The 20531-nt window shown below is 44.6% G+C and carries 25 protein-coding genes; 17 read left to right on the top strand and 8 right to left on the bottom strand.

The window, feature by feature from the left end:
* Positions 1–18: 18 nt before the first annotated feature.
* Positions 19–774 (bottom strand): GntR family transcriptional regulator, encoded by a 756-nt coding sequence (locus ACESSO_RS13640; protein WP_373166075.1) that lies wholly within the window; start codon positions 772–774, stop codon positions 19–21.
* Positions 775–963: 189 nt separating this feature from the next.
* Between ACESSO_RS13640 and ACESSO_RS13635 the strand changes: the two genes are divergently transcribed.
* From ACESSO_RS13635 to ACESSO_RS13595, 9 genes are all read left to right on the top strand, one after another.
* On the top strand, positions 964–1410 hold the full coding sequence (locus ACESSO_RS13635) for a PTS sugar transporter subunit IIA (RefSeq protein WP_373166074.1): 447 nt from the start codon (positions 964–966) through the stop codon (positions 1408–1410).
* On the top strand, positions 1407–2141 hold the full coding sequence (locus tag ACESSO_RS13630) for a sugar isomerase domain-containing protein (protein ID WP_373166073.1): 735 nt from the start codon (positions 1407–1409) through the stop codon (positions 2139–2141). Before ACESSO_RS13635 ends, ACESSO_RS13630 begins: the two co-directional genes overlap by 4 nt.
* A gap of 90 nt (positions 2142–2231) precedes the next feature.
* Positions 2232–2513, top strand: coding sequence for a PTS sugar transporter subunit IIB (locus ACESSO_RS13625; protein ID WP_373166071.1), 282 nt, complete (start codon positions 2232–2234; stop codon positions 2511–2513).
* 25 nt (positions 2514–2538) lie between these two features.
* Positions 2539–3897, top strand: coding sequence for a PTS ascorbate transporter subunit IIC (locus tag ACESSO_RS13620; protein WP_373166070.1), 1359 nt, complete (start codon positions 2539–2541; stop codon positions 3895–3897).
* Between the two features lie 17 nt (positions 3898–3914).
* Positions 3915–4181: an HPr family phosphocarrier protein gene (locus ACESSO_RS13615; RefSeq protein WP_373166069.1), complete on the top strand. Its 267-nt coding sequence runs from the start codon at positions 3915–3917 to the stop codon at positions 4179–4181.
* Positions 4182–4517: 336 nt separating this feature from the next.
* Entirely contained in the window at positions 4518–5027 is a 510-nt protein-coding gene (locus tag ACESSO_RS13610; RefSeq protein WP_373166068.1) for an RNA polymerase sigma factor, read from the top strand.
* 4 nt (positions 5028–5031) lie between these two features.
* Entirely contained in the window at positions 5032–5211 is a 180-nt protein-coding gene (locus ACESSO_RS13605; RefSeq protein WP_373166067.1) for a hypothetical protein, read from the top strand.
* Between the two features lie 14 nt (positions 5212–5225).
* Entirely contained in the window at positions 5226–5474 is a 249-nt protein-coding gene (locus tag ACESSO_RS13600; protein WP_373166097.1) for a DUF4367 domain-containing protein, read from the top strand.
* Between the two features lie 150 nt (positions 5475–5624).
* Entirely contained in the window at positions 5625–6122 is a 498-nt protein-coding gene (locus ACESSO_RS13595; RefSeq protein WP_373166066.1) for a hypothetical protein, read from the top strand.
* Positions 6123–6190: 68 nt separating this feature from the next.
* Here ACESSO_RS13595 and ACESSO_RS13590 read toward each other — a convergent pair whose 3' ends face one another.
* The 4 genes from ACESSO_RS13590 to vanR all read right to left on the bottom strand — a co-directional run bounded on the left by ACESSO_RS13590 (position 6191) and on the right by vanR (position 10250).
* Positions 6191–7417, bottom strand: coding sequence for an ABC transporter permease (locus tag ACESSO_RS13590; protein WP_373166065.1), 1227 nt, complete (start codon positions 7415–7417; stop codon positions 6191–6193).
* A 16-nt stretch (positions 7418–7433) separates the two neighbouring features.
* On the bottom strand, positions 7434–8321 hold the full coding sequence (locus tag ACESSO_RS13585; protein WP_373166064.1) for an ABC transporter ATP-binding protein: 888 nt from the start codon (positions 8319–8321) through the stop codon (positions 7434–7436).
* Between the two features lie 130 nt (positions 8322–8451).
* Positions 8452–9516, bottom strand: coding sequence for a sensor histidine kinase (locus ACESSO_RS13580; RefSeq protein WP_373166063.1), 1065 nt, complete (start codon positions 9514–9516; stop codon positions 8452–8454).
* 38 nt (positions 9517–9554) lie between these two features.
* Positions 9555–10250 (bottom strand): VanR-ABDEGLN family response regulator transcription factor, encoded by a 696-nt coding sequence (vanR, locus tag ACESSO_RS13575; RefSeq protein ID WP_373166062.1) that lies wholly within the window; start codon positions 10248–10250, stop codon positions 9555–9557.
* Between the two features lie 132 nt (positions 10251–10382).
* Here vanR and ACESSO_RS13570 point away from each other — a divergent pair, with 132 nt between their 5' ends.
* From ACESSO_RS13570 to ACESSO_RS13545, 6 genes are read left to right on the top strand one after another with little or no spacing between them, the layout of a single operon-like run.
* Positions 10383–11174, top strand: a complete 792-nt coding sequence (locus tag ACESSO_RS13570) for a LytR/AlgR family response regulator transcription factor (RefSeq protein ID WP_373166061.1) — start codon at positions 10383–10385, stop codon at positions 11172–11174.
* Positions 11167–12621, top strand: coding sequence for a sensor histidine kinase (locus ACESSO_RS13565; RefSeq protein WP_373166060.1), 1455 nt, complete (start codon positions 11167–11169; stop codon positions 12619–12621). Before ACESSO_RS13570 ends, ACESSO_RS13565 begins: the two co-directional genes overlap by 8 nt.
* Positions 12622–12669: 48 nt before the next feature.
* Positions 12670–13452 (top strand): hypothetical protein, encoded by a 783-nt coding sequence (locus ACESSO_RS13560; protein WP_373166058.1) that lies wholly within the window; start codon positions 12670–12672, stop codon positions 13450–13452.
* A gap of 30 nt (positions 13453–13482) precedes the next feature.
* Entirely contained in the window at positions 13483–14262 is a 780-nt protein-coding gene (locus tag ACESSO_RS13555) for a hypothetical protein (RefSeq protein WP_373166057.1), read from the top strand.
* Positions 14263–14293: 31 nt separating this feature from the next.
* Positions 14294–14476 (top strand): helix-turn-helix domain-containing protein, encoded by a 183-nt coding sequence (locus ACESSO_RS13550; RefSeq protein ID WP_373166056.1) that lies wholly within the window; start codon positions 14294–14296, stop codon positions 14474–14476.
* A gap of 30 nt (positions 14477–14506) precedes the next feature.
* Complete coding sequence (locus tag ACESSO_RS13545; protein WP_373166055.1) at positions 14507–14707, top strand: hypothetical protein; 201 nt, start codon at positions 14507–14509, stop codon at positions 14705–14707.
* A gap of 27 nt (positions 14708–14734) precedes the next feature.
* Here the strand turns inward: ACESSO_RS13545 and ACESSO_RS13540 are convergent, their stop codons facing one another.
* The 3 genes from ACESSO_RS13540 to ACESSO_RS13530 form a co-directional block, all read right to left on the bottom strand.
* The gene (locus tag ACESSO_RS13540) at positions 14735–16081 is read right to left on the bottom strand and encodes an MATE family efflux transporter (protein WP_373166054.1); all 1347 of its coding nucleotides are present in this window, start codon (positions 16079–16081) and stop codon (positions 14735–14737) included.
* Between the two features lie 263 nt (positions 16082–16344).
* Complete coding sequence (locus ACESSO_RS13535; protein WP_373166053.1) at positions 16345–16815, bottom strand: RidA family protein; 471 nt, start codon at positions 16813–16815, stop codon at positions 16345–16347.
* A gap of 88 nt (positions 16816–16903) precedes the next feature.
* Positions 16904–18091 (bottom strand): D-TA family PLP-dependent enzyme, encoded by a 1188-nt coding sequence (locus ACESSO_RS13530; protein WP_373166052.1) that lies wholly within the window; start codon positions 18089–18091, stop codon positions 16904–16906.
* A gap of 264 nt (positions 18092–18355) precedes the next feature.
* Here ACESSO_RS13530 and ACESSO_RS13525 point away from each other — a divergent pair, with 264 nt between their 5' ends.
* Together ACESSO_RS13525 and ACESSO_RS13520 are read left to right on the top strand one after the other, a co-directional pair.
* Entirely contained in the window at positions 18356–19858 is a 1503-nt protein-coding gene (locus tag ACESSO_RS13525) for a sodium:solute symporter (protein WP_373166051.1), read from the top strand.
* A 19-nt stretch (positions 19859–19877) separates the two neighbouring features.
* Positions 19878–20531, top strand: a complete 654-nt coding sequence (locus ACESSO_RS13520) for a transcriptional regulator (protein ID WP_373166050.1) — start codon at positions 19878–19880, stop codon at positions 20529–20531.

Raw genomic sequence — 20531 nt, 5'->3', positions numbered from 1 at the left:
CTTTTTACTGCATATCGACTATATATCTTGATCCGTTTTGGTAATGATATCCTTGGTATAGTACGCAGCCTTAAACTTGAATTTATCACCTCGAACTACGGTTCGATGGACGATTATAATGTACTCCTGTTCATAACAAAATCTCTCACAAAGCATACACGGCATATGAGTTGGAATTTGCAGTAGCAGACGTTCCTTTGCCGTAGGCAGTAATGGTGAAAGCGTTTCATATGCATCGGTAATCTCCATATCGTAGTATGTTTCCAGATACGAATATAGTGAACCATCGCCCAAAACATCTGGCTTAAGTGATAAAAAACGACTTTGTAGCAGATAGCTTGTCTCAATCATCAGAGGATAAGTTTCCGCCGAGCGAAGTCTTGTCAACTTGTGCCAGCGCGATGCAGGTGGTGTGCATTGATTAATTATATCCAGTGATGCCAAATATCGATCTGTGTCAATTAGCTCATAGGAAAGGATTTGGTTGCGGATAAGTATATGTTGTTCGTTCAGGCTTCCAGCAAAGGAGTGAAATTTTGTAAGCTTTTGTTCAAAGATCTTTGGCTTTATGAAGTTTCCGTTTCCCTGTGCTTTAACAATGTACCCTTCCTTTTGAAGTTCGTCCAGTGTCCGACGGATGGTGGAGCGGCTCACACGATACATTTTGCATAGCACCCGTTCTGCCGGTAATGAATTGTTCTCTGAATATGTACCATCTTTAATTTTGTTGCGTAAATCATAATATATTTCACGATACAGCGGGAGATTCTCCATATCTATACCCCCTTCTCCCTTAAATAAATTATAGCAACCACAAAATATGGAGTCAATAAAATAAACCTGTAACTATTTGGTATGCATGAAATATGCATACCATTGTCGAAATGGACATAAAATGTCGAAAAAACTTGAATAAATTCTATAAATGTGACAATATAAAACCATCGGAAGGAGGAACAAGAAATGATAAGTGATTTAATCACCGATAAGACCTTTCTGGATGATGTAGTGTGCAGTAGTTGGGAGGAAGTAGTAGATGTAGGAACCGGCCTTTTGGTTGAGCAAGGCAGCGTTGAGCCTGCATTCGCGCAATCGATAAAGGACACGGTCAAGGAGTTTGGCTCATACATGGTCATGGTGGATGATCTGGCATTTTTTCATGGTCGCCCTGAGGCGGGGGTCAAAAAGATATCCATGAGCCTAGTGTTGTTGCGGGATCCGGTATACCTGGAGGAAAAGCGCATAAAGGCAGCCATCGTCTTTGCGGCGATCGATAACGAAAGCCACTTGGAACTTATGCGAGAGCTTGGCGGCTTCCTGCTGGACGAGGAGTTCTTATCTCTTTTACGCAACCATGGAAGCAAATCTGAGATTTTGAAAAAAATTATGGAAGGGGCGCGAATGGAATGAAGTACTTAGAATATCGCGATGTCATTACGCAACAGCTTGCCCAGCAATTTGACGAGGAGTCAGCGAACATCGAAAAGGCGGCAGAGTTTTGTGCCAGGTCGGTATGTAGTGGTCGTGTTATCCATGTGTTCGGCTGTGGACACTCTCAAATGTTTGCCATGGAGGTATTTTATCGAGCTGGAGGGTTGGTGCCGGTCAACGCGTTGCTGATACCTCATCTGGCACTGTTTCCTCGCGCTAAGCTGAGTACCCTTCAGGAGCGGATTGAAGGTTTTTGCGGGCAGTATCTTGCATTGGAGGACACAGATCCCAGGGACACAATGATCATCGTGTCCATTTCCGGTCGAAATGCTGGGGTAGTAGATATGGCGTTGGAGGCAAAGAAGAACGGAATGAATGTTGTAGCGCTGACTTCAAGACAGTTTGCAAATAGCACCACTTCCAGACACTCTAGCGGAAAAAATTTAATGGATGTGGCTGACGTGGTGATTGATATAAAGTGTGTCAGCGGTGATGCGGCGTTGTCGATGGATGGTCTTGAACCGCATTTCTGTGGTACTTCCACAGTTTTGGGAATGGCTGTGATGGAGTCTATCGTGGCGCAGACAGTTGAGAATTGTGTGAATGCCGGCTGCACGCCTCCGATCTATGTCAGTTCCAACCTTGACAAGGGAGACGCAATCAACGCGGAGTACATTGAAAAGTACAGCAAAATGATTTCTTGTCTGTAAGAGTCAAAAATCGGCTGCCGCCGCCGAAAGAGCGGAAGCCACAAAGCATTGTGGATTAAATCCATATGCAATGTGGAAAAAGGAGGGAATATGCATATCGTTTGTGTGTGTGGACTTGGAATGGGTTCCAGCTTGATTCTGAAGATGACAGTGGACAAGGCGATGAAAGAACTGGGACAGCCTGATCACGATATTGAGCACTGGGATGCAGGAACTGTGGATAGTAGAAATGCTGACCTCATAGTGACTTCGCAAGACTTTGAGAGCCGATTTGCCGGGCGTGACAATGTAATTTTTGTTACCAATGTTGTTAACAAAGAAGAAGTAAAAGAGAAACTAAAAGCATACCTCGATAGCCATGAGGTGACCTGATCGAAAAGAGAAAGGATGGAGCATTATGGCAGTTCTGAATTTCTTCCTTGAATTGCTGCAGACACCAGCTATTATTCTGGCAATTGTTGCCCTGATTGGTTTGATTGCTCAGGGTAAAAAAATTCCCGATGTTGCATCTGGAACGGTTAAAACAGCATTGGGTTATCTTGTGCTTTCCGCAGGCTCCAGTCTATTGACGCAAGAGATTACCCCCTTTGTGGGGCTGTTCCAGAAAGTGACTGGATTAAGTGGTTTTGCCACCGGCTCTGAGGTCGTAGTCGGTGCAATTCAGGATTCCATGCCGGTGATTGCATCGACATCTGCAATCATCATGGGTGTCGGTTTCCTTGTAAATATTCTCCTTGCTCGAATTACACCACTGAAGTACATTTTTCTCACCGGTCATATGATGTGGATAAGCTCTGTGGTGATTGCCTTCTCGCTGTACGAGTTTGGTTTTAGCAGCGCCATGATTATCGGCATTGGCACTGTTCTTCAGGGTATCGTGCTTACGCTGCTTCCGTCTATTTCCCAGCCGAATGTGAGGAGAATTACCGGCGGCAATGACATTGCCATTGGCCATCTGACTACACTGGGAACGGTATCCTCTGCTTATATCGGCGGTCTGGTTGGGCGTAACAGCAAGAGCGCGGAGGATATGAAGCTGCCAGAGGGCTTGAAGTTCTTTAAGGATACATCCATGTCCATTGCTATTGTCATGTTTGTATTTTATATGCTGGTTGTAATTTTTGCCGGCCCTGAGTCAGTTGCTGAGTACGCTGGCGAAGCAAACTATTTGGTTTTCGGTCTGCTTAAGGCGCTTGGCTTTACCGCAGGCGTACTGATCCTCCTTCAAGGTGTGCGTATGCTCCTTGGAGAGCTGGTACCGGCTTTCAAGGGTATCGCAGATAAGTTGGTTCCTAATGCGATTCCCGCACTGGATGTTCCGGCTTTGTTTGGCTTTGCCCCAAATTCTCTGATGCTGGGCTTTATCTTTGCCACTGCCGGCATGATTGTTGGCATGTTTGTCTCCTCGGCCCTGTTCGGTGTGGTTCCATTGGTTTCCATTATCGGCGCTTTCTTTACAGGGGGCGTTGCTGGTATTATGGGTAACTCAAGAGGCGGACGCATCGGCGCCATGGTTGCTGGTTTTATTTATGGTCTGGAGTTAATTGTCTTTTCGGGTTTTACATACTCGTTGTTTGGTCACTTTGCTTCTGTTGGAGCGGAAGGTACTGGACACGATTGTATTGACGCAATGACTCTTATGACAATTATGAAGAATCCAATCTTTGGTATTGTGATAATTATTGCAGCTTTCGCTCTCATGTCTTTCTTTGAGGTGCGCTATAGAAAAAAGACACGGACTGAAGATGTAAAGTAAAGGAGTGCTTAGATAATATGTGTAGCAAAGAAATCACTGTGGTCAATGCCACTGGACTTCATGCTAGGCCTGCTTCTGCTTTTGTCACTCTTGCAGGAAAGTTTAAGTCGAACATCTATATACAGCGCGCAGGTGATGGGAAAAAGTCGAACGGAAAGTCCATCATTATGTTGATGACTTTGGGGTTGGCACAAGGCGAAAAAGCCACCATCTTTGCTGAAGGCGAGGATGAGAAGGAGGCTGTGGAGGCTTTGGCAGATTTGGTTGCCAACATGAAGGATTGAGTCATAGGCTGTCTGGTAAGACAGGTAAAAAGTTGAATTGATGTCGTATTAAATTGTATTAAAATATTTTATATTCGATAGAACGATGGAATATAAATAACCGGTTCGGGGGTGCAGACAGATTTTTGTCCGCACCCCCGAACTATAAAAAAATCGAATAAGCATTTTGCCTTGAACTCCCTGTTAACCTCCCTCACAAAACCGGCATAATGTCCGGGAAAAACGCATAAAAACCGGGAAAAGAAAAGCGAGGACTCAAGGCATGGAAAGTGCGTTGGGTCTTTTTTTATTGGATAAAAAGGGGATGAAGGGAAAAGAAAAGTTGCGAAAAGAATAATGGAAGCTCCAGAAGAGAAGTCAAAGTTTGAGCAACTCTATCTGGAATATCGTGACTTGATGTTCTATGTAGCCAATGGAATTTTGCATAATCAGCAAGATGCAGAAGATGTGGTACATGAGTCATTTCTGAAAATTATAAAAATAATCGGAAAAATTGAAAGTCCAAAGTCCCCCAAAACAAAGAACCTAATCGTTATCGTTACTGAGAAAACAGCGATTGATCTCTATCGTCGGCACAAGAAACGGTTTTTAGAGCCTCTGGATGAGGAACGGTTTTCTGTTTTTTCACCAAGCGAACTTGAAATCACGGAAAGAAAAATGAGTATCGCCTTTGCCATAGCCGCACTTCCGGCAAAGTATTGGGAAGTATTGCTGCTTCGATATGATAATGGCTTTTCCGAGGAAGAAGCAGCACAAATCATGTCTATGTCACTGGAAAATGTGCATAAGACAATTCAGCGAGCCAAGAAGAGACTGAAACAAATTTTAGAAGAACGGGAGGAATGACTGTATGAAAATTACAGATGAAATGCTGTTTCAACACGCAGCCGAGGCTCGTAATATTTGCCTTGAAACCCTTCCTTCTACTGAAGAACTCCTCGCCGTTATTTACTCCAAGTCTTTTGAACGTAAGATGCGGTACAACGGCGCATCTCCTACGAAGATAACCAAAATCACTTCTTTGAATTGACGGAAACTCTTGTTGTGAATGGGAAACACGACATGATTCTTGATACAGAAGATTCTGATTATCGGGAGGGAACCATCAACGGCTGTGAAGCATATTTCAATACAAAAAATAGCGATAGCAGCATTGCTTGGATGGATGATAATATGATTTATAACCTATACGGCAATATTGAAATGAGCGAACTGAAAACAATGGCAGAAAATATAAAAAATTTCCTGACTAGGTGCCCCTATTTATGTTATCTCTTTCGTAATTATATATGAGGACAGGAAAAGAGAACGCCCGTGAGGGACATTGTATAAATAGAATTTGTATCTAACCGAACTAAAATATGCTGGGAGGGAGTATAAATAAAAATTGGTGGCTTAGGGAGCAGTGAGACAACCAAGTGGGGCGAGACGCCACAAATTCAGATGTCCGCTCAAAAGCAGGCTGAAAACGCCATGACGGATAGCTACATAGCGGGGATTCAAGAACAAGCGAAAAAAGACGCCAAAGCTGGTGTCTATATGTCAGAAGATTATGTTCAGTACAGCCTTTCCCATATGAGAAAGACCGTCTCCCCTGACCGTTTCAAGTCAATTGCTCAAACGATTGCATTTATTCGAAAGGCGTCGAGCCAATATGGCACACTTTTGGCAAATCTGTTTGGGGGCTATTCTATGAAAGCCTATGTGGGAGGGCTTCATCCCACGGCTGAAGTGTATGCCCCCAACGGAGAAATGATTGCGGCGCAAACCTGTGACGGAACTTGGACTAAAATTCAAACCGAAGCAGAAACAAAACTGATTGATGCGTCCACCAGAGTATATGCAGAAGCATATAAAGCAGCCCGTGCAGAGATGAAAGCTGCCGCACAAGTTCAAACACAACTCAATGCCGGTACAGCCAGCGTGGATATTCGGGCATAACTACAAAAATGGTTTCCGGCATTGGAATACTTGATGCCGTATTCAAATGCTGTTGGGAAGAATCCCAACTATGCCACCTGATGTTTGCAGTAGCAGCGAACCGCAAGGAACAGGAAAACAGGTATTTCAGCTGCGGTGGCAATCAGAATCACATGCGGTGTCCAGAAACTCATGCCGCCGATATGCAGATAATTAAAGTTGATAAGCTGATACAGGAAGTTGTTCTGCATCCCGACACCCGCAGAGGGGAGAATGGCGGAAATCCAATTTACACCCAGTGCCGTGTAAGCAAAAATCGGGACAAGGATTACCGTAATGGAGATCAGCAGCACCGACAGCGCATCTTTGCACTTGGCGGATAAGAAAAGAGTGCAGCAAACGCAGCTGACAATGGACAGCAGCCCCGCCAGTGCAAGGCAGATTTGCAGTTGTCCCAAATTGATATTGGGCAGGTTGATAATGGAAAACAGCATTTGCATGGAGGTTTCCAAACAATCTGTACCAAACACCAGATTTGAGAGGAGCAGGTGCAGCGTCATTCCGACAGCAAATGTCACGCCTGAGATCGTGCAAGCGGCCAGTATTCTTGTAACTGCCAGTTTCAACCGACCATGCTTTGTGCAGCGCAAGATGCTATCCGCCCCGTTTTGATACGCACCGGAAAAAACCGGAGCCGTTATAGCGACACACAAAATGGTTAGGATGAGAAGATAAAGCTCAATGTAGTCAAACGCATCCTTGGAAAGACCGGCATGGAGATAGAACGGTGTATCAACTTCTGTATACTGATCTACGGCCTGCTGCTGTGCCGCCGGATGATTGCGCTGCTCGTTGTTCATCACATCGGTCAGGTGGGTCACGCAACGCTGGTAGTAGGTTTGCGCGACATCCGCTGGGTCAATTTCCATGAGGTCAGCGCCCATTCCGGTCAGTGGGTCAGCATATAGTTCCGGCAATGCTTTCAGCAGTGGGCGGATCGGAACAATTTGCGCAATATTGACAGACAAAGGAAAAGCGTCGTCCTCTACCGGCCCATATTCATTTACCAGATTTTGATATGTTGTAAGCGCCTCGCTCACCTTTTTCGGGGTGACTTCGCCGTTGACAGCAGCATATAGCCCACGCTTATACTCGATTGCCGCGATTCCGTCCAGCATGGTTTTGCTTCCATCGGGATTAGGCTGATTGATGAATTCAAAGGTGATCGGAAGATAGGCCGTAGTAAGAGACAGAACAAAAGCTATGATTAACAGGATGCGTGTGAGCCGTGATTTCAGCACACGTTTTACTTCCAAACAGAACAGACGCATATCATTTTTCCTCTCTTTCTGCATTTTCTTGCGGGAACAGCCACAAGTACAAGTCCTCCAGACGCGGCTCTGCGGGAGAAGAACCTTCCACTTCCGGCTCATCCGCAAGATAGCGGATAGACACTTGATTGTTGGCCTCACCGCGCTGGTTGATGATCCGCAGGCGCATTTCATATTCCATCATCTTTTGCGCCGGAACCACGCAGCCCCACACCTTGCCCTCAATCTGTTTTACCAGCTCGGTTGTTGTTCCCACGTCAATGATTTTTCCGTTTTTCATAATCGCATTACGGGTTGCGATATACTCAATGTCGGAAACAATGTGGGTGGAGATCAGCACGATTCGGTCATGAGAAAACTCGGAAATAAAGTTGCGGAACCGCACCCGCTCTCCGGGGTCAAGACCCGCCGTAGGTTCGTCCATGACAAGAATTTTGGGGTCATTGAGCATGGCCTGTGCAATACCTACGCGGCGCTTCATCCCGCCGGATAGTTTGGCGATCTTTTTCCCTTTCACATCGGAGAGTGTGAGAATATCCAGCAGATAATTGATTTTCTTTGTGGTTTCTCTGGGCGGGACATCTTTCAAGGCTGCAACATATTCCAGATAGTCCTTGACGGTGAAATCACGGGAATAGCCGAACTCCTGCGGCAGAAATCCAAAGATATTCCGATACGCCGCCCCCATCTTGCGAATATCCGTGCCGTCAAAAGAAATCCTTCCGCCGGTGGGGGGCATAATATCTGCGATCATGCGCATGAGTGTAGTTTTGCCGGCTCCGTTTGCCCCCAATAAACCCCACACGCCGGTTGTCAAGGTAAGGCTGACATCATCAACTGCGGTTTTGTCTTTGAACTGCTTGCTGATGTGTTCCAATTTCAATTCCATAGGTTTGCTCCTTTCGATGCGGCAAAAACTGCCCTTGTTCAGTAACCATTGTACCGAACAAGGGCAGTTTCATCTCAAAGATTGTGCGTGAAAATTCCTAAGCAATTCCTAAGATTGTGCGTTGCTTTTCCTAATGAGCGCAGGGCAATGTAATGACGAAAGAAATGGTTTCGTTTTCGCTGGAAGCCGTGATTGTGCCATCATGCAGATGGATGATTTCTTCTGCAATCGAGAGGCCGAGTCCGGCGCCTCCCGTATCGGAAAGGCGGGCTTCATCCAAACGATTGAATTTTTCAAATATGCCGTCCAGCTGCTCCGGCGTAATGGTCTTTCCGCAATTCCGAAAAGTGATTTGAACATTACGGTCAACCTTTTTTGCTGTTATATGGATTTCGGTATGGGGGTAGCTGTATGCAGCCGCATTTCTTAAAAGGTTGCCGAATACCCGCGCCAGCTTTTCCGGGTCTGCGTAGAGAAATAAATCATCCTCTGCCGAAAAAACTGCTGTATTGCCGTTTGCCGCCAGCGTCGGGTATATTTCGTCAATGACCTGAGCAAGCAGACAATGCAGGTCGATTTTTTCTTTTTTCAGCGTGACCGTATGTGCATTGTATTTTGTGATTTCAAAAAGCTCATTGATTAGTTTTTCGAGGCGATCCGCCTTATCCAAGGCCACTTTGATATACTTTTCCTTTTGCTCCTCCGGCATATCCGGGGCTTCATGGAGCAGGCTCAAATAGCCGATTACGGTTGTCAATGGCGTGCGTATGTCATGAGCCAGATACATAATGATTTCATTTTTTTTATCTTCGGCATCTTTCGCCGCCTGTTTGCTCAACAGGACGGACATCTTAATTTGATTGAATTGGCTCTCCAGCTCTTTCAGCGGCTCTGAAAGGGCTACCGTGTGATCATTCTGCTGATAGACGATTTGCATTGCAGCAATCACTTCATCCAGATATCCCCAAGGTTTTTTCCAGAAGTGATGAAAAATGCACACAAAGCCTGTGATCAGATACAGAATAAAAATCGCATCCATGCGCCAGTAAAGCCACATAAAAATTCCATGATTGCATTTAGAAAATAGGAATTGAAGCACAAATACCAACACGATACCAATTACAGTATACAGAAAAAGCACCAGATACAGCTGCGATCCAATCCGCTTTTCCAGAGTAAGTTGTTTTTTTCTCATAAGCGACCACCAATTTTTCTTTTCCTGTGGTTTCCCTTTCAAATTTTATAGCCTACACCCCAGATGGTTTTGATATACTGGGGGGTGTCGGAAGTGTCTTTTAATTTTTCACGCAGATGCCGGATATGCACCGTGATCGTGCTGCTGTTTTTGGAGTAGTATTCGTCTTTCCATACTGCATGAAACAAATCTTCAATGCTCACGACACTTCCGGCCTTCTCCAAAAGGACATGGAGAATGGAAAACTCGGTTGGAGTCAGCGGTACGATCTCGCCATCCAGTAAACATTCGTGCGTCTGCGTATTCAGCCGCAGGTTGTTATAGCAAAGCTTGGTTTTCGCTTTTTCTTCTTTTTCGGATGGGGAGTATTTTTTGCAGCGCCGCAGTTGTGCTTTTACTCTGGCCACTACCTCCAAAGGGCGAAATGGCTTTGTCACATAGTCATCCGCCCCCAATGTCAGTCCCGTAATCTTGTCCGTTTCCTCGATCTTGGCGGTCAGCATGATAATAGGATACGTGTATTTCTCACGGATAAGCTGGCACAGAGCAAAGCCGTTCATATCCGGAAGCATGACATCCAAAATGGCAAGGTCAATATCGCCGTTTTCAATGCACGACATCGCATCCTTGGCACAGTAGTATTTGTAAACCGTATAGTTTTCGTTATGCAGATAGACTTCCAACAGATTTGCGATATCCTGCTCGTCATCTATCACCAGTATCTTTTCAGGCATATTTTCAGCTCCTTTGGTGCAGGTCTGTTTCATTTATTGTATCAGACCTGACGGTTCATTTCTCAATAAATCACATGAAAAATGATTAAGTTTTTCCTAAGGCCAAACGAACGGATGGAAAGATTTCATTACATGATATTAGTGTTTCGTTACATATGGCTTGATGTTTTCAGCAAAACAGCCGATAAAACACATGAAAGGAGGAATGTTATATTGAAAATTGCTATCTGCGATGATGAATTGGAAATCACGCAGCAGATTGAGGGCATGGTCAGAAAATGCCTTCCGGACTGTGAAGTGATATGCTATGGGTGCGGAACGGATTTGCTGGCCGCACAAGAAACATTTGACCTCATCTTTCTGGATATTCAAATGGATGGTCTAAATGGGATTCAAACTGCAAAAAAGATTCGCAGTATGGATGAAAATGTATTGATTGTTTTTATTACAGGAATAAAAGAGTATGTTTTTGACGCTTTTGATGTAACGGCATTTCACTATCTCTTAAAGCCTGTTCAAATAGAAAAACTTCAGGAGGTGCTGCATAAAGCCGAGAGGAAAATTACAGGAGAGAAGCACTGCAAAAAAAGGCAGCTTTTGATAAAAACAAGAGAGAAAAGCCTGACCATTGACACGGATGATATTTTGTTTTTGGAGAACGCACTGCGAAAAATCGTGATCCATACAAAAACGGAACCGATTCTTGTATACGGTACGATGTCGGAGTTTGAACAAAAGGTCGGCTCGGGATTTTATCGAAGTCATAGAGGCTATTTGGTCAATATGGCACACATCGCTGAATATGACACCGAAAACATTTATATGGACAATGGGGAAATCGCGTATTTGGCACGAAAGAATTATCCGGATTTTGTCAAACAGTATATGAGGTTCCTGCGTGATGGAGATGTGTATCATGCCTGATTTTTTCTTAAAATTATTCATGACAGCACTTTATATTTTTGAGGGACTGTGTATTCAACGCCTATTTCAAACTTTTACACAGCCTCAATGGAGTACGCGAAAATGGAGTGAATATGTTGTCAGCGTGATATGGGTCATGTATCATATGATCTGTCTGACAATGAATCTGAACTTTTATCCCTCATCCGTATGGAATTTGCTTTTTTATATCGTCATTCTGTTTGTGTTTACTGCATTTTGGTATCAGGGCGACATGGTTCTAAAACTGTTTTTGGTGATGCAGTTTACAGCCATTCATGAACTATCCATATGGATTTCCAATAGTGCTATCTATTTAAATTCAAAAATCATTCAACTACTTAGCATCTTGGCAGGTAAAGACATTTTATCTTTTGAGATGTTGCTGCGGCTTATTTCCATCTCTCCTCTGCTGCTAAGTATTGTTGTTGGTATCGTAAGAGAAGGCATAACGTTCTTTTCGATTCGACAGATTATGAAAACATACCGACATCGTCAGCCATTTGAAAAAAATGTAATACCTTATCTGCTGCCAGCAACTGCAAGTGTCATGACCGCAATGCTGATAAGATTACTTATCCTTACCGTAGAAAATGGCAATGCTGTTGTCCTGTATGAAGAATATCCGGAACTCTATCTGATTGTTCCACTCCTTGCGTTGCTTTTGCTGTTCTCCAATCTCTTCAGTTTTGAAATGTTCCAGAAGATGATTGGGTTGCAACAGGAACGTGCTGGGAAATTAGTGCTGGAAAATCAGGTCACCAGTTTACAGAATTCTATCGCTGAAATGGAAACGATTTATGACGGTGTTCGGGCAGTAAAACACGACATGAAAAATCATATGCTTGTACTGCAAGCGCTGTTGCACGAGCAGTACAAGCATGACATCAATTCGGAAATCGAACGGTATTTTCAAGCGATGTATACTTCCGTGGAACAGCTGGACAACCGTGTACACACAGGAAACCCGGTCAGCGATGCGGTCATCAACAGCAAATTCCAATATGCGAAAAAGGCCATTCACGGCATTCGTTTGGATGCAGACGAATTGATTGTACCCGATACGATCTCAGTCGAGGCTTACGACATTGGCATTATTTTGAGTAACGGATTGGACAATGCCATAGAAGCCTGTCAAAAACTCCAGCAGGTAGAACCGGAGGCGGATACCTATATTTCTATCCGCTCCTTCTGGAAAGGGAAAATGTATTTTATCGAGATGGAAAACAGTTTTGACGGGTTGCTCCAAATGAATGCGAATGGGGACTGGCCTTGCTCAACAAAACCGGATGCAGATGCGCATGGTATCGGATTAAGGAATATTCATAGTTGCGCTCAAAAGTATGGAGGCGATATGGACTGTATCGTAAATGGACGGCGGTTTATCCTATCCGTCATGGTAAAAGGGCAAAAATCAGCAAATGATTGATGCGATTTATCGATATTTGGCAATTTATATCGTAATGGAGGTCTGATTATGAGAATCACAAGCACAGGTTTCAATCCCTATCAAACAAAATTGCAGCAAGTAAAAAACAGTGAAGCACCCAAAAAAGAAAGCACTGCACAAGCGAATGCATTGCAATCAAGTCCGGCGGCAACGTATGAAAGCACATCAAAAGTGCAATCATCTGCAACAGAATCACTGACCAAGGAACAAAAAACGGAGAATTTCACGAACTTCATGTTGGATCGATATAAAGAGTATGGACTTACACTGTCCTCTGGGCCAATGCCCGAGAACTTAGGTGTAGCACCATCATTTTCTGTTGATCCTAAAATATTAGAGCAGGCTGCAAACGACCCTGAAAAAGCAAAAGAGTTAGACGATTTGCTTTATGGTCTTACAACAATCGGAACAAATTTGTTTAATGCCATAAACAATCCTCCTGCTGTAAAATTCTCGATGTCCGTTCATGTAAATGCAGACGGTTCACGAACTGTCATAACAAGAAAAGAGTACAGCAGTGCAGAGGCCAAAAACAAATACGGCGGTTTTGATTTCAATAGTTTTTTAGACAAACAGGAGGAGCTTTTGGAAAAACATCAGTCTGATTTTGACTATAATGAAGCAATCGGTGCTGACAAGGCAGACCAACGTCGTGCAGAAAAAGGTCGTATTCAAGAATATAGAGATGAACAGCGAAGAATGCACGATATTGCGCAGGATATCATACAAAATGTTAAGCAAGATATGATGCAAGAAACAAATTCTTTAACGGAACTTCAACAAGATAGATTTCTTGATATGAAAATATAATTCTTTTTTATATAGAAAGGAATATTGCTTATGAGAATCACAAGCACAGGTTTCAATCCCTATCAAACAAAATTGCAGCAAGCAAAAAACAGTGAAACACCCGAAAAAGAAAGTGCCGCACAGGCGAATGTCTTACAATCAAGTCCGGCGGCGACGTATGAAAGTACATCAAAAGTGCAATCATCTGAAACGGAAGCACTGACCAAGGAACAAAAAACAGAAAATTTTAAAAATTATATTTTGAATAAGTATAAAGACTATGGTCTTACATTTTCGTCCGGGTTAACTGCGCCTAAGCGTGGAATAGCTCCATCAATATCTGTTGCTCCACAATTGCTTGAGCAAGCCGTAAATGATCCTCAAAAAGCTAAAGAAGTTGACGAAATGATTTATGCCGCAACAATGATAGACACAAATTTCTTCAATGCAATGAATCACTCGCCGGAAGTGACAGTATCATTATCCACTCATATTAACGCAGATGGTTCAAGCGTATCTATATTAAGCAGAGAATACAATAGTTTAGAGGCGAAAAATAAGTATGGTGGGTTTGATGCGAATAGTTTTTTAGACAAACAAGAAGAACTTTTAAAAAAGCGAAAGTCTGATTTTGACTACGAGGAAGCCGTTGGTGAGAAGTCATCGGAAGATTACACAGACGATATTGCCGAAGCTCGCTGGGAAAATCGGCAATGGCTGCAAGAATTTCGAGATGGACTGCGGATGGAAGAATGGATCAAAGATCAGGATGAGGAAGAATATATTCTTCAGCAACAACAGCAAAAGCAGCTTTTTGACCGGAAAATATGAGGATAGATGCGGATGACGGAGAATCTGAGATTTGCGGGAAGACCATGATTTGACGCAGGCGCAAGTTGGAGAAGCAATTCATATTCCTCAGCGCACTTATGCGTATTATGAAAGCGGGCAGCGTATGATTCCGCCGCATGTATTGTGTGCTTTAGCGGATTTTTACAATGTTAGCGTGGATTATCTGCTTGGACGGACCAATAAACGAAAATAAAGATAGACGCAGCGGCACAGATGGTTCTCTGTGCCGTTTTCCATTTCTATTGGACTTTCCAAAAGCAAAATACCGGCCATAACGGGATCGACACAAAAGATAACGGCTGTAGAAAATGGGTGCGCTGTTACAAATAAAGTAGAAATGTTTGTCTTGAGCACAGATTACATTTTTGCGGAATTTGGAAAGGGCGTATCGCTCTATCAAGCTGCGGAGCGTGAAACTCCTTGAGCGGCCTGCAAGCTGAGAAATGGCATCTCAGCTTCTTATCATATTTGACTGCAGGGCTTTGAAGGCAATTACACACAAAATAATTTGTGCGGCAGAAGAAATCGGTGTTCCGAGTCCGATATGAAACAATGTGATGCCCTTTAGATGGCTCATCAGGAATACGACTGGAATTCTGACGCAAAACGCGCCTATCACGCCTTGTATCATCACAAATGCAGTCCTGCCGCAGCCATTAAAATATCCAATAAAGCAGAACAGGACAGCGGTCAGTAGACAATCAATGGCGTAGGCTTTGAGATAATCATGGGCGTTGGCAATGACCAGCGGTTCATTCGAAAAGATGCTGGACAGAACCGAACCTCCGAAAAAGGCCAGTGCGCCCATCACAGCTCCTGCTGCCAGTGCGGTCTTGATCCCGTAAAACAGCGCCTGTCTGGACCGTTCCCAGCATCCTGCCCCATTATTTTGGGCAACAAAGGCGGAGATGGACTGCATGTAGGCGGAGGCAACCAACATCAGAAACACACATACCTTTTCTGCCACTCCCACTGCTGCGGACTGGACCACACCCATTCCATTGACCACAACTTGGATAAACAAAAAGGAAAACTGCACCAGCAGTTCTTGCAGCGCAATCGGAACGCCGATCCGTAAAATCCGATGGATGCAGGTTCGCTCAAACCGGATGCAGCGCGGAGAAAAGTCAAAGGGCAGCTGTTTCCGGCGAATCAAAAACAACGAACAGACGACACTGACTGCCTGTGCCGTTACCGTAGCAATGGCAGCACCTGCGGCTCCCATGTGAAAGACGGCAACCAGAAGCAGATCTCCCAGAATATTGATGGTACATGCAATTGCAACAGTGACCAGCGGGGTTTTGGAATCGCCGATGCCGCGAAAAACCGCCCCGATGACGTTGTATGCGGTGATGAAAATGGTACCGATGCCGCAAATGCGCACGTAATTACTGGTTTGCGCAAAGGCTTGGGCAGGCGCATGCATCCATAGCGCTAACTGGTCGCTGAACGGAACCACAACAGCGGTCACGAGGATCGCTGCTACCGCAAAAATGGCAATGCCACAGCCAACCCCTCGTCCGGCTTTCGCTCGCTTTCCAGAACCAATCGCATCTCCGACAAACACGGTTACACCCATCGTCAATCCGGTGATGACCATTGTGACCATGTTGAACAGCTGACTGCCGGAGGCCACTCCGGACTGCTCATTGGTTCCGGCAAATTGCCCGACGATAATCAGATCGGCAGCTCCGTACATGGCCTGCAAAAAAAGCGCCAGCAGCACTGGAACAGCAAAGGAAAGCAATGTGCGCAAAATATTTCCCTGAACCAGGTTTTGTTCCGTTCTTTTGTTCATAATACCGCTCCTAAAAAATAAAGCTGGATAAGAAAACGGGAATTTCACCCGTCATCTTATCCAGCTCGCAACTTCTGTGGTTGCTCACCCTCCGATGAACAAAGGGATTATAGCAGAAATTGCGTATCGTTGTCAATGCTTTCTTACTCTGTGGGATTGTTCGCACAAATTGAGGCTGTTTACAGTTCGGTTCAGGCTGGAAGGAGCTATACTCTGCTGTGTGCTTATTTGTGCTCTGTCGTATCTTTTTTGAGAGACAGAAGTTAGTCTCCTTTGAGCTCTACGAGAACTTCGATCTCGCAAGCAATTCCACCCGGCAGTGTATTTACGCCGATAGCTGTTCTTGCGGGCATGCCGATTTCTTCGCCAAAGATATCTACCAGCAAATTGGACCCGCCATTTACGACTTGCGGCTGCTGATCGAAGGAATCTGCACTGTTTACGAAAGCCAGTACTTTTACAAACCTTTTGATTTTGTTTAAGTCCCCTGTCTTTGCGTCCAGATTTGCAAGAAGGTTGAGCATGCAGTTGTAAGCTGCTTTCTGTCCTTCTTCCAGTGTCAGGTTCTCTCCAACACGCCCGATAACATTGTTTCCGTTGCCGAGATCCGGGCCGCAGCCGGAGCAGTACAGAAGATTTGTGCCAAATTCCTGTACCGGAGTATAAACGCCTCCCTTTGGGGGAGGAGTCGGTAATGTAATTCCTTTTTCCTTCAATACGTCATAAATGTTCATTTTAATCTCTCCTTTATACATAAAAATGTGGATTAACGATAGTAAATCTGTAGATAAGAATCTGCATATGCGATTCTCGGTTGCCTTGTCAATATGTAATCTTTCGATTCCTCGCGGTTACTTCCCACTCATCGACAATTTCACCGTTTTCTACAACTGTGACGGAAGGATAAAGTGCGCTTGTTGGACAGATGTGGGTCGGAATGACAAAAAATTCTTCACCAACCTTCGGACATGTATCCTCATATCCCGGTTGCATGCGGAAGGTCCAGTGTTCTTCGCTCTGGAACATTTCCTCGCAGTGCTCCACTCCCAACAGTTGACCGCGGATACCCTCCGGATCGGCTGCAACTCCCTTGTAACCGAGGTCAAGGGAGAAAATGCCTCTGCCGGGATTGCTGATAACACGCGTGAGAATAGCCGCTGCTGGTATATAAGGTAGATCTGGGAATTTTTTGCTGTATCCATAATCATATACGAACACGGTTCCTGGGGAGTAATAAACTTCCGCGTTCTTTGTCTCTTCTCCGTCTGTGAGAATGAAATCTGCATGGCAGGGGAAGGACGGAGAACCGCCGATAATGACCAATGAGCAGGTCGGATGGTTCTTGCATATTGATTTTAACAGTGGTTTGAGTTCTCTGTCAACATGGTCTGACTGCGCTTTTCTGTCATGATAATCATGTTCGGTGCGATGTCCATCATAACAGTGCAGCCCCTTTAAAGTGATGCCATCGATGGAAGCGCATGAGTCACAGAAGCTGACCAGTTCCGAGAGAGGAACTCCGGTGCGATCCATTCCCATGTTGACATCCACCAGAACATCTACGTTCCCGAGAGAAGAGGATTGCGCTGCCTCACCCAGACGGGAAAGCATATCAAGGCAGTCTCCGATAGCATAAAAATGCGTGTCTGGAAATGCCTCGGACAGCTTGATGAAGCGTTTTATGTTCGGACCTACCAGCGGGTAGGCGAGGACAATATGCTCTGCGCCACAGGAGGCGACCATTTCTGCCTCCGCGATGGTTGCGCACTTGAAACGGCGGATACCGTATTCCATAGACATACGAATGATATGTGATATCTTATGGCTTTTCACGTGAGGCCAGAGATGCGCTGCGCCATGCGCGGTCTCAATCGCTTTTTCCAAATTGCTGCGAAGAAGATCTCGGTAATAAACAAGCGCGGGACTGATAATAGCTTCGCTTCCTTTGAAAGAGTAAGACTTTTCCATATTTTCTTTTGCCTCCTTTATCCTCTGAATACTATAGTGCATGATATATTAACATTCAAGAGGGTTGATAAATTGTTGAAATCGCAACTGCTGATTATATTTTTACACAAAATGTTGAAATAGTCAATTTACAAGGAAGAAAAACAAGAAAACTGTTAAATTAGACAATATTAGACATAAAAAATTATATAATGTATAGATATTGAGAAGGCTCCACAAAAAACTATTGACAATCTGTTGAAATAAAACTAGAATCAAGTTAAACATTTTGTTGAATGTTAAATAAAGAATGTAGGAGGAAAGAAAATGGAAGGAAACTTTGGAACATTTTTTCTGGTTGGCTTTGCAGTTTATGTCGTTCTGATGATTATCGTCGGATATATAAGCAGTAAAGGAAAATCCGAAGGAAAAGGTTACCTGACAGGCGGAGGACAGTTACCGTTCTTCCTGATCTTCGCGACAATGGGCGCCACGCTGATTGGTACAGGATCTTCAATCGGGGCGACAGCCAATGGCTTCAAAATGGGATTCGGAGGCGCTGCATATGGACTGGGCGCCGCACTCGGCGTACTGACTCTGGCATGGATCGCCCAAAAGACGAAATTACGAGAAAAAAATTTCGTAACTATGGCGGAAGAAGCACAATTCCATTATAATGGAAATAAGCTTGTGAAAAGTGTCATGAGTATCATGATGTATATTATTGAAGTGGTATGGCTGGGTAACCATGTAAATGGTGGCGCTACTTACTTGAGCTATGTCACCGGGTTGGATTTGGTCACAGCCAAAGCGATAGCAGTACTTGCATTTGGTGTATATGTTATTATCGGCGGCTATCTGGCGGTTGTCTGGACAGACCTCATTCAGCTTACAATTTTGGTTGTTGGATTTATTGCTATTACAGCGGTATGTGTTCCGATGGCAGGTGGCTGGGCCGGTATCACAGAGACTATCACCGCAGCGGGCATGGAAGGCAACCTGACTTTCTACGGCGTAGGAACCATGGGCGTGATGGCGCTGATATCACTAATCTGGTCCATTTTCATTCCCTGCTGGGGAACACCGACCTACCGTATGAGAGTTTACACCGCCAAGAACAACAAGACAGCAACAAACGCACTGAAGACATCCGGTCTTTTGCTCCTCGGCTTCTCTATGCTTCCGGCTATCATTGGTATGGCTGCATTTACCATTGCTACAAAAAATAATGCTACATCTGTTCTGGAGCATCCGGACTTTGCGTTTACTTATATCGCGACCACCGCGTTGGGGCCGATGCTTGGACTTCTGTTTATGATTTCCGGTCTTTCTGCGACAATGTCCTCGGGAGATTCCGATGCAATCGCAGGTGTTACGATTGCCATTCAGGATATCTACCCTATCTTTACAGGCAAGAGCCTGCCGGAGGAGAAGGTGGGAAAATGGTCGCGCATCATGACAGTTGTTACGCTGCTGCTGGCTTTCTGTGCAACACTGTTTGCTCAGGACGTTATCAGTTACATCAGTAATGTAATCGGTTCTATTATCCCCGGTGTATCGATCGCAATGGTACTTGGTGCGCTCTGGAAACGTGCGACATGGCAAGGTGGTCTGGCCAGCGTAGGAGTTGGTACATTATTTGGCATCCTCTACCTGTTTGTACCTGCTTTCCAGAACTGGATTGTTGGTATCTTCACGGGTCCGGCTATTCCGGCTACCATCATTGCTCTGATTGCTGAAGTAGTGGTATCTCTGTGCACAAAGAAGGTGGAGATGTCAGAGGAAGAACGTATGGCACTTGTAATCGAAAGCCGCGGCGCAGTCCAATAAAAATGAAACGTATGGGAGGTTGGCAGACATTAGTTTTGTAGTTGATAATTATAAGATGTTGTGTGAGATATGCGAATGTATTGCCAGACAGTTTGGTGATGACTGCGAGGTTGTTCTGCATGATCTGACAAGAGACTACGATAATACCATTGTAGGAATTTGGAACGGTCATGTGACCGGAAGAAAAGTTGGAGACGGCGGGACGGATGCAGGACTGGCTATTTTACGCGGAACCGCTCAGCCAAAAGATGAATATTGCTATATCAACAAAACAAAAGAGGGGCGCATTTTGCGCTCCTCAAGCAAATATTTTTTGGATGAAAAGGGAAATGTGGTAGGAAGCCTTTGCATCAATTATGATATCACAGCACTGCTGGCAGGACAGACGGCGATGATGAAGCTCACGAGCCCTGACGAAAAGGAAAACAAAGGGGAAGTCTTTACGGGCAACATCGATGAACTGCTGGAAACTCTCATGAAAGAAGCGGTGGAGAACACCGGTCATACGTTGGATGAACTGGATAAGGACGACAAGGTTGCGGTTGTGCGCTATCTGGATAACAAGGGAGTATTCCTGATCAAAAAATCTGCGGAAAGGGTGGCAGACTTTTTGGGTATTTCCCGTTTTACCGTTTACAATTATCTGAATGAAGCCCAAGAGGAGGCAAAATAG

The organism is Agathobaculum sp. Marseille-P7918 (genome assembly GCF_964248325.1).
Taxonomy (GTDB): Bacteria; Bacillota; Clostridia; order Oscillospirales; family Butyricicoccaceae; genus Agathobaculum.
The sequence above is the reverse complement of the archived record's forward strand: the minus strand, read 5'-3'. Positions and strand labels throughout refer to the sequence as shown.

What these genes read in the sequence shown, in the direction of transcription:
- ACESSO_RS13530 (WP_373166052.1), bottom strand. Translation starts at nt 18,091, where the DNA reads ATGCACTATAGTATTCAGAGGATAAAGGAGGCAAAAGAAAATATGGAA.
- vanR (WP_373166062.1), bottom strand. Translation starts at nt 10,250, where the DNA reads ATGCCTGAAAAGATACTGGTGATAGATGACGAGCAGGATATCGCAAAT.
- ACESSO_RS13555 (WP_373166057.1), top strand. Translation starts at nt 13,483, where the DNA reads ATGAGAATCACAAGCACAGGTTTCAATCCCTATCAAACAAAATTGCAG.
- ACESSO_RS13585 (WP_373166064.1), bottom strand. Translation starts at nt 8,321, where the DNA reads ATGGAATTGAAATTGGAACACATCAGCAAGCAGTTCAAAGACAAAACC.
- ACESSO_RS13635 (WP_373166074.1), top strand. Translation starts at nt 964, where the DNA reads ATGATAAGTGATTTAATCACCGATAAGACCTTTCTGGATGATGTAGTG.
- ACESSO_RS13605 (WP_373166067.1), top strand. Translation starts at nt 5,032, where the DNA reads ATGAAAATTACAGATGAAATGCTGTTTCAACACGCAGCCGAGGCTCGT.
- ACESSO_RS13595 (WP_373166066.1), top strand. Translation starts at nt 5,625, where the DNA reads ATGTCCGCTCAAAAGCAGGCTGAAAACGCCATGACGGATAGCTACATA.
- ACESSO_RS13580 (WP_373166063.1), bottom strand. Translation starts at nt 9,516, where the DNA reads ATGAGAAAAAAACAACTTACTCTGGAAAAGCGGATTGGATCGCAGCTG.
- ACESSO_RS13610 (WP_373166068.1), top strand. Translation starts at nt 4,518, where the DNA reads ATGGAAGCTCCAGAAGAGAAGTCAAAGTTTGAGCAACTCTATCTGGAA.
- ACESSO_RS13565 (WP_373166060.1), top strand. Translation starts at nt 11,167, where the DNA reads ATGCCTGATTTTTTCTTAAAATTATTCATGACAGCACTTTATATTTTT.
- ACESSO_RS13570 (WP_373166061.1), top strand. Translation starts at nt 10,383, where the DNA reads ATGATATTAGTGTTTCGTTACATATGGCTTGATGTTTTCAGCAAAACA.
- ACESSO_RS13640 (WP_373166075.1), bottom strand. Translation starts at nt 774, where the DNA reads ATGGAGAATCTCCCGCTGTATCGTGAAATATATTATGATTTACGCAAC.
- ACESSO_RS13625 (WP_373166071.1), top strand. Translation starts at nt 2,232, where the DNA reads ATGCATATCGTTTGTGTGTGTGGACTTGGAATGGGTTCCAGCTTGATT.
- ACESSO_RS13615 (WP_373166069.1), top strand. Translation starts at nt 3,915, where the DNA reads ATGTGTAGCAAAGAAATCACTGTGGTCAATGCCACTGGACTTCATGCT.
- ACESSO_RS13540 (WP_373166054.1), bottom strand. Translation starts at nt 16,081, where the DNA reads ATGAACAAAAGAACGGAACAAAACCTGGTTCAGGGAAATATTTTGCGC.
- ACESSO_RS13630 (WP_373166073.1), top strand. Translation starts at nt 1,407, where the DNA reads ATGAAGTACTTAGAATATCGCGATGTCATTACGCAACAGCTTGCCCAG.
- ACESSO_RS13560 (WP_373166058.1), top strand. Translation starts at nt 12,670, where the DNA reads ATGAGAATCACAAGCACAGGTTTCAATCCCTATCAAACAAAATTGCAG.
- ACESSO_RS13620 (WP_373166070.1), top strand. Translation starts at nt 2,539, where the DNA reads ATGGCAGTTCTGAATTTCTTCCTTGAATTGCTGCAGACACCAGCTATT.
- ACESSO_RS13525 (WP_373166051.1), top strand. Translation starts at nt 18,356, where the DNA reads ATGGAAGGAAACTTTGGAACATTTTTTCTGGTTGGCTTTGCAGTTTAT.
- ACESSO_RS13535 (WP_373166053.1), bottom strand. Translation starts at nt 16,815, where the DNA reads ATGAACATTTATGACGTATTGAAGGAAAAAGGAATTACATTACCGACT.